The 12,234-nt window shown below is 34.8% G+C and carries 13 protein-coding genes; 11 read left to right on the forward strand and 2 right to left on the reverse strand.

The window, feature by feature from the left end; genetic code table 11:
- Positions 1–60 precede the first annotated feature (60 nt).
- The 4 genes from EV197_RS10945 to EV197_RS10960 all read left to right on the forward strand — a co-directional run bounded on the left by EV197_RS10945 (position 61) and on the right by EV197_RS10960 (position 4,433).
- A complete protein-coding gene (locus EV197_RS10945) occupies positions 61–2,649 on the forward strand; it encodes a phosphoenolpyruvate carboxylase (RefSeq protein ID WP_130286798.1) in 2,589 nt (862 codons plus the stop codon).
- Between the two features lie 68 nt (positions 2,650–2,717).
- A complete protein-coding gene (locus tag EV197_RS10950; protein ID WP_130286799.1) occupies positions 2,718–3,230 on the forward strand; it encodes a DinB family protein in 513 nt (170 codons plus the stop codon).
- Positions 3,231–3,391: 161 nt separating this feature from the next.
- Positions 3,392–3,940: a type 1 glutamine amidotransferase domain-containing protein gene (locus tag EV197_RS10955; protein WP_130286800.1), complete on the forward strand. Its 549-nt coding sequence runs from the start codon at positions 3,392–3,394 to the stop codon at positions 3,938–3,940.
- Between the two features lie 112 nt (positions 3,941–4,052).
- On the forward strand, positions 4,053–4,433 hold the full coding sequence (locus tag EV197_RS10960) for a nuclear transport factor 2 family protein (protein WP_130286801.1): 381 nt from the start codon (positions 4,053–4,055) through the stop codon (positions 4,431–4,433).
- Between the two features lie 6 nt (positions 4,434–4,439).
- On the opposite strand, the gene EV197_RS10965 is transcribed toward EV197_RS10960, so the two are convergent.
- Positions 4,440–5,081 carry an alpha/beta hydrolase gene (locus EV197_RS10965; protein ID WP_130286802.1) on the reverse strand — a complete coding sequence of 214 codons (642 nt, stop codon included), beginning with the start codon at positions 5,079–5,081 and terminating at the stop codon, positions 4,440–4,442.
- Between the two features lie 133 nt (positions 5,082–5,214).
- On the opposite strand from EV197_RS10965, the gene EV197_RS10970 reads away from it, so the two are divergent.
- The 5 genes from EV197_RS10970 to EV197_RS10990 all read left to right on the forward strand — a co-directional run bounded on the left by EV197_RS10970 (position 5,215) and on the right by EV197_RS10990 (position 9,930).
- Positions 5,215–5,643, forward strand: coding sequence for a PaaI family thioesterase (locus tag EV197_RS10970; protein WP_130286803.1), 429 nt, complete (start codon positions 5,215–5,217; stop codon positions 5,641–5,643).
- A gap of 3 nt (positions 5,644–5,646) precedes the next feature.
- On the forward strand, positions 5,647–6,723 hold the full coding sequence (locus tag EV197_RS10975) for a chorismate-binding protein (protein ID WP_130286804.1): 1,077 nt from the start codon (positions 5,647–5,649) through the stop codon (positions 6,721–6,723).
- A gap of 86 nt (positions 6,724–6,809) precedes the next feature.
- Positions 6,810–8,534, forward strand: coding sequence for a 2-succinyl-5-enolpyruvyl-6-hydroxy-3-cyclohexene-1-carboxylic-acid synthase (menD, locus tag EV197_RS10980; RefSeq protein WP_130286805.1), 1,725 nt, complete (start codon positions 6,810–6,812; stop codon positions 8,532–8,534).
- Positions 8,535–8,632: 98 nt separating this feature from the next.
- A complete protein-coding gene (locus EV197_RS10985) occupies positions 8,633–8,974 on the forward strand; it encodes a DUF2853 family protein (protein WP_130286806.1) in 342 nt (113 codons plus the stop codon).
- Positions 8,975–9,087: 113 nt separating this feature from the next.
- Positions 9,088–9,930, forward strand: coding sequence for a CvfB family protein (locus EV197_RS10990; RefSeq protein WP_130286807.1), 843 nt, complete (start codon positions 9,088–9,090; stop codon positions 9,928–9,930).
- Here the strand turns inward: EV197_RS10990 and EV197_RS10995 are convergent.
- On the reverse strand, positions 9,927–10,343 hold the full coding sequence (locus EV197_RS10995) for a hypothetical protein (RefSeq protein WP_130286808.1): 417 nt from the start codon (positions 10,341–10,343) through the stop codon (positions 9,927–9,929). The genes EV197_RS10990 and EV197_RS10995 overlap by 4 nt on opposite strands.
- Before the next feature lie 116 nt (positions 10,344–10,459).
- Between EV197_RS10995 and EV197_RS11000 the strand changes: the two genes are divergently transcribed.
- Both EV197_RS11000 and EV197_RS11005 read left to right on the forward strand, forming a co-directional pair.
- Positions 10,460–11,302: a 1,4-dihydroxy-2-naphthoyl-CoA synthase gene (locus EV197_RS11000; RefSeq protein ID WP_130286809.1), complete on the forward strand. Its 843-nt coding sequence runs from the start codon at positions 10,460–10,462 to the stop codon at positions 11,300–11,302.
- A gap of 253 nt (positions 11,303–11,555) precedes the next feature.
- Positions 11,556–12,173: a hypothetical protein gene (locus tag EV197_RS11005; protein ID WP_130286810.1), complete on the forward strand. Its 618-nt coding sequence runs from the start codon at positions 11,556–11,558 to the stop codon at positions 12,171–12,173.
- Positions 12,174–12,234 lie beyond the last annotated feature (61 nt).

Genomic DNA, 12,234 nt, shown 5'->3' on the forward strand with positions numbered 1-12,234 from the left:
TGCTTAAGGGGTTTTTTATTATAAAATTGTTTAACCACACAATCATTGACCACCACAACTATGGCAAGAAAACCTAAATTAGAACGATTTAACGAAAATGTACTCGCTAAGTATCAAATATACAATAGTATATTTATGACACTTCCTTTTGATACGATTACCAATACAGGAGTGCTTTTACCACTTTTTCAGGAGGTATGCCAAAAAGGCTATGCCAATCATAAAACACCAACTGAAATCGTAGAAGAATTTTTTAAACTGTATCAAGATAATCCAACTGAGGAGCAAAAGAATGATCTTTTGTTTCGTTTCATACAATATATTGAACGCCAAGTGGTACTTTTTGATGCTATTGAGGATGCGGCATTTCCTATTGTTAATAATATGGACGGTAGAGGAACCCTCCGAAGCATTAAGGAACAAGCACAAGCTAAAGGACAGCTAAAGGCGCTTAAAGCGTATTTGAAGAAATTTAAAATACGCCCAACGCTTACGGCTCATCCAACTCAGTTTTATCCTGGTACTGTTTTAGGAATTATACACGATCTTGATAAAGCGATACGAGGTAACGATTTATTGCGTATTAAAAGTTTATTGGCACAATTAGGAAAAACTGGTTTCTTTAAAAAAGAAAAACCAACTCCATACCATGAAGCAGTTAGCCTCATCTGGTATCTAGAAAACGTATTCTATCATTCTGCTAGTGCCATTTATAATTATGTACAGCAAAATATATTTGAGTCCGAAGAAATAGATAATGATTTGATCAATCTTGGGTTTTGGCCTGGTGGGGATAGAGATGGTAATCCTTTTGTAACTACAGAGACTACTCTAAAAGTAGCCAAGCGGCTACGCAAAACAATTTTAATCAATTATTATAGAGATATAAGAGAGCTTAAAAGAAGAATTACTTTTGGCAATCTACAAGATCGAATAGTAAAGCTCGAGCGGGCTTTGTATGATAATTTTACTTATCCTAATCCGTCATTACCATTGACACAAGAAGGTTTTTTACAGGAATTACTGTCCATAAGAGAGGAGCTGGTATCACAGCATCAGTCACTTTTCTTAGACGAATTACAAGACCTAATAAATAAGGTAAAGATATTTGGGTTTCATTTTGCCACCCTTGATATCCGACAAGATGCAAGGATTCACCATCAGGTATTGATGTCTGTGGTTGAAAAAACCAAAGCATTGGATTTAGGTATTTTTCCAGCGGATTACGAATCTTTATCCGATGCAGATAAAATGGACGTGTTAACCTCCGTAGAAGGAAGTTTGGATCCATCAGATTTTGAAGACGATATTACTAAAGCCACTTTAGAATCAATTTATGCCATGAAAACCATTCAGGCGGATAATGGCGAGCGGGCAACCAATAGGTATATCATTAGTAATAATGGAAATGAATTGAATGTTTTAGAAACCTTTGCGTTGATACGACTATGTGATTGGAGTAACCCTACGGTAGATGTGATTCCGTTATTTGAAACAGTTCCTGATTTAAAAGTAGCAGATCAGGTGATGGAAAAATTATATGCCAACCCTGTGTATATGGAACACCTACAAAAGCGTGATATGAAACAAACCATAATGCTTGGTTTTTCGGACGGAACAAAAGATGGAGGGTATCTGATGGCGAACTGGGCTATTTTTAAAGCCAAAGAAGCCTTAACTGCAATCTCTAGAAAATATGATGTCAAAGTGATATTCTTTGATGGTAGAGGAGGACCACCTGCCAGAGGTGGGGGTAATACCAATCAATTTTACGCTTCGTTAGGCCCAACTATTGAGGATGAGCAAATCCAGCTGACGGTACAAGGACAAACCATAAGCTCAAATTTTGGAACTTTAGATTCCTGTCAATATAATCTAGAGCAGTTATTAGGTGCAGGAATTGAAAATGAATTATCTGGAAATGAAGAAAACAGATTTTCCGATGGTAATAAAGCTGTGATGCAAGAGTTAGCGGATATCAGCTATCAAACGTATACCGATTTTAAGAATCATCCTAAATTCCTTTCGTATTTAGAGCATATGAGTACCCTTAAATTTTATGGAAAAGCCAATATAGGTAGCCGACCATCAAAGCGAGGAAAGAGTGATTCCTTGGTATTCAGTGATCTTAGAGCGATTCCTTTTGTAGGTAGTTGGAGTCAATTGAAACAAAATGTACCTGGATTTTATGGGGTAGGTACCGCGATAAAAGCTTTCGAAGATAGAGGGGAATTTGATAAGGTAAAAACGCTATATAAAGAATCTGCGTTTTTTAGAGCACTTATTGGTAATAGTATGATGAGTTTGTCTAAGTCCTTTTTTGAACTTACAGCGTATATGAAGAATGACCCGGAGTATGGTGCATTCTGGAATATCATTTATGATGAATACCAACTCTCAAAAGAATTAATTTTAAAGTTAACGGATTTTAAGCAACTTATGCAACACGAACCTGCTGGTAAGGCTTCCATTGATGTTAGAGAAAAAATTGTGTTGCCTTTATTGACAATTCAGCAGTATGCCTTGAAAAAAATTCAGGATATTAATAGATCGAAGGTAGAAGCGGATACTAAAGAATTAAATACTTATGAAAAAATGGTAACCCGATCATTGTTTGGTAACATCAATGCAAGTAGAAATTCCGCATAAACATATAACAATAATTACATTAGTTTGAGGTGGAATTACTAATTTTCCACCTCAAATTTTTCTGCCGTATGACACTCAAACCAAATGAAAAGGAATATGATTCCTATTATCAACACTATATCAATCTTGTAGAAGATGCCAATATTACTAAAGGCCTTCAATTGGGAAAACAGCGTTTTATTGACTTTGTAGTTCAAATACCTAATGAGAAGTTTCACTTTAGTTATGCTGAAGGTAAATGGACCATTGCTGAAGTGTTACTTCACTTAATTGATACCGAAAGAGTTTTTAGTTATCGTGCTTTCAGAATTGGTAGGGGAGATACAACCCCTTTACCGGGTTTTCAACATGATGAATATGTACCCTACAGCAATGCTAAATCCTATACCAAACAAGAATTATTGCAAGAATTTACTGCGGTTAGAGAAAGCACTCTAAGTTTATTTAATCGTTTTAATAATGACGCTTTAAAGCTAATGGGAGTCGCAAGCGGTGCTGGGATTAGTGTAAGAGCAATCGGCTATATCATAGCTGGTCATCAAGCACATCACCTGTCTGTTATTCAAGATAGATATTTATAAAATAGCATAAGAACCTGCTATTAACATAAGTTTTTTAATCTTAAACTTTTTTAAAATAACTATAACACTATTACCGTGTTTTTTATAACTCCTTTATCATACTGAAGGATTAATAATTTGTAGTTTATTATAAATCAAGTTTAATAATTAAAATTTCACACATGAAGAAGAGAATAGCAATTTTAGCGACAAATGGTTTTGAAGAAGTAGAGTTGACAAGTCCTAAAGCTGCATTAGATAAAGAGGGATTTGAAACTCATATTATTAGTTTAGAAAAAGGATCCATAAAAAGTTGGAAAGACGGAAATTGGGGTTCTACTTTTGAAGTTGATAAGACACTAGATGAAGTAACTGCTTCAGACTACAATGCTTTAGTATTACCGGGAGGAGTAATTAATCCAGATCAATTAAGAAGAGATGAGAATGCAATAACCTTTGTACGCGACTTTTTTAAACAAGAGAAACCAGTAGCGGCAATTTGCCACGGACCGCAAATTTTAATTGATGCGGAAGTGGTAGAAAATCGAAAAATGACATCGTTTAGCGCGATTAAGAAAGATTTAATGAATGCAGGCGCTATTTGGATGGATAAAGAAGTTGTAGTAGATCAAGGATTTGTAACCAGTAGATCACCAGAAGATTTAAAAGCATTTAATGATAAACTGGTAGAAGAAGTTTATGAAGGAAAGCATGATGAACAACATGCATAACTTATATAGATGCCCAAGTAAAACCTCCTTTTTTAGGATTTTAGTTTGAGCATTTGTTGTAGCCGCCCTCAAAAGGGCGGCTTTTTTTTGTAATTTAAAGGCTAAAAGTACCATGAATTCTAAACAAGAAATAGCACAACTATATCTTCAGTATTTACAAGAAGCTAATCTTACTGAGATTCTGTCTTTATGTAGCGAAGATGCTAAGATTATTTCTCCACTATATGGCGAAAGAAAAGCTACCGAATTTTATAGGAATTTGTTTAAAGATACAGTCTCTTCAGAACTAAAACTTGATGGAGTTTTTGAAGAAAAAAACTCAAATCGATTTACGCTGGTTTTTGATTACCGATGGACGATGCGCAATAAGGAAATAGTTGATTTTAAAGTAGTGGATCTTATTGTTTTAGATAAGAATAACAAAATCAAAGAACTACAAATTATCTATGATACGGTAAGAAGCCGTGAAATTTTGAAATCCTTACCATCATAAATCTCTTTAAAGAATATCTTGTAATGATTCAGGGTTAAGCTCATGTCCACCATCGTGAGTTCTAAATTCTATAGTGGGCATTAATTGAATCAACCTGTCCTTTTCCTGATCTATTTTTTCAATATTAAAATACGGATCTTTTTCCCCAAGTATATGTATGATACGCGTTTGGTTTTCAAGAAAAGCGACATCTTCTTTACCTAGTTCCTTTGGGAAACCACCAGACACAAATAGTAAACTATCACATTTTGTTTTTCGGCTAGTTACCCACCTACTGGCAATGCTAACTCCTTGAGAATAGCCTAATACAATGAGATTCTTATCTTCCGGAATATTTTCGTGTTCGATAATGGCATCCACGTAGGCTAAGACATTTTGCTTATCGATAGCCGTATTTTCTTTAGTCAGCCAACTTGAGCCTACTTTTCTATAATCTTCTCCTTTATAATATTTAGATGGTGCCTGGGGAGCAATGATATAGTTTTTATCGGAATCTAAATGATTGAACAAGCGGATGAAATATCGACTTAGATAGCCGATTCCGTGAAAAACAATCCAAACATTCTCAGTAGTAGCTGATAATTTATGTAAAGTACTATAGCTATTGGTACTTTGGTAAGAAACTAAATGTTCTTTTATGGTAGACATAGTTATTCTATATAGGATTTCAAAGGATTCACAATATTACTGGAATTTTAGAGAAGGGCAAAGAACTGTTTAAAAAGTAAGCCTAAGTTTAAAAAGCTAAAGATCTATCCTTATTTTAGCTAAAAAAATAAACATGAATTCTGATTCTCAAAAACATATTCTCGAAGCATGTAATAAAATCAGTAAGAATACACTGATGGAAACCTTAGCAATCGAGTATTGTGAGGTTGGTCCGGACTTTTTAATTGCAAAGATGCCAGTAACACCCAGAGTGCATCAACCTGATGGATTACTGCATGGTGGGGCTATGGTAGCCTTAGCAGAAAGCGTAGGGAGTGCTGCATCGCACGTATTTTTAGATATCGATAACTTTTATATTAGAGGGTTAGAAATCGCAGCCAATCACGTTAAGAGTGTTAAGGATGGCTATGTATATGCCAAAGCCGAATTTATTCATAAAGGAAGAACTACTCAATTATGGAATATAAAGATTACCGATGAAGATAATCAACTTATTTCTGTAGTAAAGTTAACCACAATTGCACTACCTAAAAAAGGGTAACTGATGACGTTTATTGAGTTTACAGAACACATCACTTCGCAATATCAAGCAGATTTACCATTTGTAATCTATCGTAAACCTGACATATCAGAAGTTTATGCTTATTTGCAGCAGGATAGTATACTTCATTTCACAGCGAACTATAAGACCAATGGGTTTGTGATGGCGTCGTTTGACTTAACGGAATCATATATCATTCCTAAAACAGCCAGTAAGCAAATTAAGGCTATTTTTCAACCTTCAGAATCTGATAAGAGTACAGAAATAGGTGAAACAGCATTAGAACTAGAAGCAAGTAAAGTTACTCATTTACGTTTGGTTGAAAAGGGTATAACAGCCATAAAAGAAGGCAAGTTCAAAAAGGTTGTACTTTCTAGAAAAGAGACCATAGCCCAGAAAAATCGCGAAAACTACATATTGATTTTTGAACGTATGCTAAATACCTATCCCAATGCCTTTGTATATGTATGGTACCATCCGCAAGTTGGGATGTGGGCAGGAGCTACACCTGAGACTTTTTTTTCCTTAACGGACAATGAGTTGACTACCATGGCATTGGCGGGTACACAAGCGTATCTACCTGATGAGGAGGTGCATTGGAGAGCTAAAGAAAAGAACGAACAGCAACTGGTTACAGATTTTATTGTAGCATCTTTACAACCGGTAAGTAAAACACTAAACGTTACAAGTCCTTACACAGTGAGGGCAGGAAATTTATGGCATATCAGATCGGATATCAAAGCAGTAAAAAAGGAAACAGTTTCCAATGCTAAGCTCATACAAGCCCTGCATCCAACACCAGCAGTTTGTGGATTACCAAAAGATGCTGCTAAAAATTTCATTTTACAACACGAAGGATATCCTCGTAAATTTTATACTGGGTTTTTAGGGATCATAGCGGAAGATGCTGAGCGGAAGTTGATTGATCTTTTTGTAAACCTACGATGTATGGAATTGCAACCGGATAAGGTTTTGTTATACATAGGGGGAGGTATTACGTTGGATTCTGATCCTGAAGAGGAGTGGAAGGAGACGGTTAAAAAAGCCGGTACTATGAAAAACGTACTAGGATTATCTTAATTATTCAAAAGTGACTTTTCTGTAATCTATAATAGCAAGTTTTTCCTTTGGGAAATGTAAGCACAGGTTGTATTTTTACAATAGCAATGAAAAGAAAATTATATTCCAAAATACCATTAGCACAAGCCGTAGTGGCATTGTGCGAGGCTAAAGGCATAAGTCGTATTGTTATATCGCCCGGTAGTAGAAATGCACCATTAACCATAGGTTTTTCAGAAAACCCTAATATGCACTGTTATAGTATTGTAGATGAAAGGTGTGCTGCTTTCTTTGCCTTAGGTATGGCCCAACAATTAGGTAAGCCTGTAGCATTAGTTTGTACATCGGGTAGTGCTTTGTTGAATTATTACCCGGCGATAGCTGAAGCTTATTATAGTGATATTCCATTAGTGGTGCTAAGTGCAGATCGACCTATAGAGCGAATTGACATAGGTGATGGACAGACTATCAGGCAAAAAAATGTATTTGAGAATCATATCTTATACTCTGCGAATTTATATTCAGAGATTTTTTCGAGTCAGGAAATAATTGATCCTCAAGTACGCCGTAAACAGCACGAAGCTCAAAAACATAATCAGCGCGAAATTAATATCGCCCTTAATACAGCTATTGAACGTAAAGGCCCGGTGCATATCAACATTCCTTTTTATGAGCCTTTATATGATCGGGTAGAAATGCCTACCGTAAATCCAAAAAACATTCCTTTAGAGCGGTCAAAGTTTCAATTGGAAAATACATTATTGGACGAAATGGTAACGGATTGGAATGCCGCGTCGAAAAAAATGATCTTAATCGGGGTAAATACGCCCGGAGCTGTAGCAGATAAATGGCTAAATAGATTTGCTAAGGATCCTTCTACTTTAGTATTAACTGAAACGACTTCAAATATTTATCATTCTACACATATCAATTGTATTGATCAGCTGATATCTACGTTGACCGTTGAGGAGTTTGAGGAATTACAACCAGATATTCTACTAACAATTGGTGGTATGGTCGTTTCTAAACGAATCAAGGCTTTTTTACGTAACTATCAACCCCAAAAACATTGGCATATTGATGAAAAAAAAGCTTTTGATACGTATTTCTGTTTAACAGAACATGTTAAAATGGCTCCTAACTCCTTTTTCGAAGCTTTTATGCCTCATACGAATCCACAGGAGAAAATTTATAAAGAAAAGTGGATTGCAGTAAGAGATTCCAGAAGAGAACAACACGAAGTTTATTTAGATACAGTAGACTTCACAGACTTGAAGGCATATGAACAAATTTTTAAAATGCTGCCCGATAATGAGATGATCCATCTCAGTAACAGCTCAACCGTACGGTATGCACAATTATTTACCCTAAATCCTAGCTTTAAAGTGTTTTGCAATAGAGGTACTAGTGGAATAGACGGAAGTACATCTACGGCCATTGGTGGAGCGGTGGTATCTGAGTCATCTTGTACTTTAATAACTGGTGATTTGAGCTTTTTTTATGACAGTAATGCGTTGTGGAATACATATATACCAGCGAATTTTAAAATTATCATCATTAATAATGCGGGTGGCGGTATTTTTAGAATTTTACCGGGAAAAGAAAATACCGAAAATTTCGAACGTTTTTTTGAAACTAGTCATTCCTTAACGGCTAAACATTTATGTGCTATGTATAACATGACATATTATCAAGCACAAAATGAAAAGGAGTTGAGTGAAGGATTAACTTTATTATTTCAACGAAATCAAAAACCAGCGATTTTAGAAGTATTTACCCCCAGAACTGCAAATGATGCTACGTTGATCGATTATTTTAAGAACTTCATCTAATTTCACTAATTTTTAATATATGTTAACGAGGTAGGTGTAGTGTATAAACATTATTTTTAAGAGTATATCTATGAACCAAATTTCTAAAATTAAATCTTATGAGTAAAAGAGATGAACTAATCGAAAAATATGCTGCAGATATTAAGGATAAATTAGGACAGACACCTGATATGGATCTATTAACCAAAGTGACTATTGGTTGTGGTCCCGCTATCTATAACGCTGACGCGGCAACTGTTTCCGGTACAGATAAATCTGAATTAGAAACCGTGAAAAAGAATTTTTTAATCAAAAAATTAGGTTTAAAAGATGATACCAAGCTTGATGATGCGATAAATGCTGTAATCGAGCAGTATGGCGCTTCAAACAGAAACAAATATAGAGCAGTAGTTTATTATTTATTAACTAAACACTTCGGTAAAGAAGCTGTTTATAATTAATACGCCTATCACATATATAAAAAAGCATCGAATTTTCGATGCTTTTTTAATTTATAGCTATGGTATAAACATTTTAATAAAGCTATCTTTGTCCACAAAATAAATAGGATTACATGTTAGAGCTAGGAAAATATAATACATTAAAGATTGTTAGAGAACGAGATCCAGGATTGTTCTTAGAGGATGAAGATGGAAATGATGTGTTATTGCCAAATAAATTTGTGCCTGAAGATTTTGAGATCGAAGACATGATTGAGGTATTTATTTATTTGGATAATGAAGAAAGAATCATCGCAACTACCCAAAAACCCTATGCCACAGTTAATAGCTTTGCTGTTTTAAAATGTACTAGTGTTTCAGAAATAGGAGCATTTTTGGATTGGGGATTAGATAAAGAGCTTTTTGTTCCCTTTAAGGAACAGGCATCACGTATGAAAGAAGGTTATAAATACTTGGTATATGTGTACTTAGATGAGGAAACCAATAGGTTAGCAGCTTCAAGTAAAACCAATAAGTTTCTTTCTAATAATTTAGTATTGCTTGCTCCATATGATCAGGTAGATCTTATTGCCTCTCATCCATCACCAAACGGATGGAATATGATTGTAAATGAAAAACATATTGGATTAGTGTTTTCGGATGATATTTTTCAAAAACTTTCTCCCGGAGATCGTTTAAAAGGATATGTCAAAAAAGTACGGCCGGATGGTAAAATTGATTTGACACTACGAAGACACGGTTTTAGAGGTATTGAACCCGATGCCGAAAAAGTTTTGGAGAAGCTTAAAGCTAGCGGTGGATTTTTAAGACTAAATGATAAATCTGCTCCAGAGGATATTAAAGAAGCCTTTCAACTCAGTAAAAAAAGTTTTAAAAGAGCAATCGGATCTTTATATAAATCTCGGATAATTGTTATTGAACCAGAAGGTATAAGACTTATTGAAGAAGATGCTTAGAAAATACGTTGTCCAGTTTGTGGGCAAAATAAACCTGAATAAGTACTAGCATCTTTGTAAGCATTATTTTTTATTCCACTAGTATAGGTACGGTTATTTAAGCGGTCCGTATTGAAGGCGTTGATATATACTTTAACGTTACTTTCAGGAATAGCAATATTATAATTAGGGGTTACCGTTTTATATTTAGGCTTTTCTTCGAGTACCATCGAAAATTGATCTCTAAACGCCTCTCTTCTCAAGTCTCTAGAAAGATCAACTTCAGTAAGTACAAAATTGGTTTCAGATTTGATTTCTTTTAAATTGCTTAAGGACGATCGTACCTCTGGTATCGGTATACCGTATTCCTGTAGTTCTTGCGCTTGACTAAAAGCACAAAAGAATAACAAAGAAAATATACCTATCAATTTCATAAAATAAATAATTTTAATGCTAAGATATCAAAAATCTTGTAGTTCACTACCTAAAGTATAGCTCGGAATAGGAGTATAGTATTTATTATTATATTTTTGAATTAAAATAAAAACTCATGAGTACTATAGACTGGAAAATAGCCAAAGAATATAAGGATATAACCTACAAAAAATGTGATGGTGTAGCAAGAATTGCCTTTAATAGACCTGATGTTCGAAATGCTTTTAGGCCAAATACAACAAGCGAGTTGTATGATGCATTTTATGATGCACAGGAGGATACATCAATAGGAGTAATCTTATTATCTGCGGAGGGACCTTCTTCCAAAGATGGTGTGTATAGTTTTTGTAGTGGAGGAGACCAAAAGGCTAGGGGACACCAGGGTTATGTCGGAGAAGATGGAAGACACCGTCTTAATATTTTAGAAGTACAACGATTAATTCGCTTTATGCCAAAAGTAGTGATAGCAGTAGTTCCAGGATGGGCTGTTGGTGGCGGACATAGTTTACACGTAGTTTGTGATATGACTCTTGCCAGTAAAGAACATGCAATCTTTAAACAAACCGATGCAGATGTTACCAGTTTTGATGGTGGATATGGTTCTGCTTATCTAGCAAAAATGGTGGGACAAAAGAAGGCCAGAGAGATATTCTTTTTAGGGCGAAACTATTCTGCACAGGATGCGTATGAAATGGGAATGGTTAATGCCGTTATACCGCATGCGGAATTAGAAGATACGGCATATCAATGGGCTCAAGAGATATTGGCAAAATCCCCTACCTCTATAAAGATGCTCAAATTTGCCATGAATTTAACGGATGATGGAATGGTTGGGCAACAAGTTTTTGCCGGAGAAGCCACGAGATTGGCGTATATGACCGATGAAGCTAAAGAAGGTAGAAATGCTTTTTTAGAAAAGCGTAAACCAAATTTTAAGGATATCAAATGGATTCCTTAGAGTTTCTGAGGTCAATGGATTTAAAACCATTATGTTTTCAATAGTGAACTACTCAATTACTTTTTTTTAACATAAGATAAGAATCAAAGAGTAGAGATATCATTTTTCTACTCTTTTTTGAGTTGAGTATACTAGTGGTCATCAAATACTGCCATAAATAAGCCAGAGTCTTGGTAATAATGAATGAATTTAATAGTTAACTATAAAGAGCTAACACAAATTTAGAATATAACGAACTCAAATATCCCACATAATGCCAATCATTAAAGAAGAAGATTTAATAGGGCTCCATGATAAGATCGAAGAATCACAAGTGGAGCAGGAAAAGTTAAAAGGCTTATTGGATTTGAAAGATCAAAAGCTAAAAAATGCTAATGTGTTAGCGCATAAGCTTAGAATTACTTGTGTTGTGCTAGTAGTTTTATTTTCTGGGTATTTGATATACACTTATGCATTTTCTGGGCCCGATTCAATTGATAATTTCTCTACGATATCAAGTGTAACAGAGGAGCGCAACGAAGTAATTATAGATTCTTTAAAGGAGGAAATAAAAGCACTAAAGAAGACCAATGTAAAATTGCAGGATCTACGAAATATTTATTTGTATCGAAAGTTGATTGCTGAAGATACTATTTACTCTGTGCAAGTACAGTCTTTTAGAGAAGAAAAAATTGCTTCTATTACTGATAAATTTTCCAATGCATTGGTCTACGAAGGGGAAGATTTTTTTAAACTTAGTCTAGGTTTGTTTGAGACTGTAAAAGAAGCACGTTACTTTAGGAGACAATTGATTCGCGCAGGTTTTTCTAATAAAATTTTTGTAATCTCATATTTAAAAGGTGAACGGGTTAAGATTGAAAATCCATTTTAATTACTTCCTTTAACTATATCGACTTGCTATAAAAAGCAAGTAGCATTGTAAAATGATATTA

Origin of the sequence: Aquimarina brevivitae (assembly GCF_004216895.1) — a bacterium.
GTDB classification, from domain to species: Bacteria; Bacteroidota; Bacteroidia; order Flavobacteriales; family Flavobacteriaceae; genus Aquimarina; species Aquimarina brevivitae.

Bases quoted from the DNA above. Each gene is read 5' to 3' on its own strand.
- EV197_RS10945 (WP_130286798.1), top strand. From the start codon at position 61: ATGGCAAGAAAACCTAAATTAGAACGATTTAACGAAAATGTACTCGCT.
- EV197_RS10950 (WP_130286799.1), top strand. From the start codon at position 2,718: ATGACACTCAAACCAAATGAAAAGGAATATGATTCCTATTATCAACAC.
- EV197_RS10955 (WP_130286800.1), top strand. From the start codon at position 3,392: ATGAAGAAGAGAATAGCAATTTTAGCGACAAATGGTTTTGAAGAAGTA.
- EV197_RS10960 (WP_130286801.1), top strand. From the start codon at position 4,053: ATGAATTCTAAACAAGAAATAGCACAACTATATCTTCAGTATTTACAA.
- EV197_RS10965 (WP_130286802.1), bottom strand. From the start codon at position 5,081: ATGTCTACCATAAAAGAACATTTAGTTTCTTACCAAAGTACCAATAGC.
- EV197_RS10970 (WP_130286803.1), top strand. From the start codon at position 5,215: ATGAATTCTGATTCTCAAAAACATATTCTCGAAGCATGTAATAAAATC.
- EV197_RS10975 (WP_130286804.1), top strand. From the start codon at position 5,647: ATGACGTTTATTGAGTTTACAGAACACATCACTTCGCAATATCAAGCA.
- menD (WP_130286805.1), top strand. From the start codon at position 6,810: ATGAAAAGAAAATTATATTCCAAAATACCATTAGCACAAGCCGTAGTG.
- EV197_RS10985 (WP_130286806.1), top strand. From the start codon at position 8,633: ATGAGTAAAAGAGATGAACTAATCGAAAAATATGCTGCAGATATTAAG.
- EV197_RS10990 (WP_130286807.1), top strand. From the start codon at position 9,088: ATGTTAGAGCTAGGAAAATATAATACATTAAAGATTGTTAGAGAACGA.
- EV197_RS10995 (WP_130286808.1), bottom strand. From the start codon at position 10,343: ATGAAATTGATAGGTATATTTTCTTTGTTATTCTTTTGTGCTTTTAGT.
- EV197_RS11000 (WP_130286809.1), top strand. From the start codon at position 10,460: ATGAGTACTATAGACTGGAAAATAGCCAAAGAATATAAGGATATAACC.
- EV197_RS11005 (WP_130286810.1), top strand. From the start codon at position 11,556: ATGCCAATCATTAAAGAAGAAGATTTAATAGGGCTCCATGATAAGATC.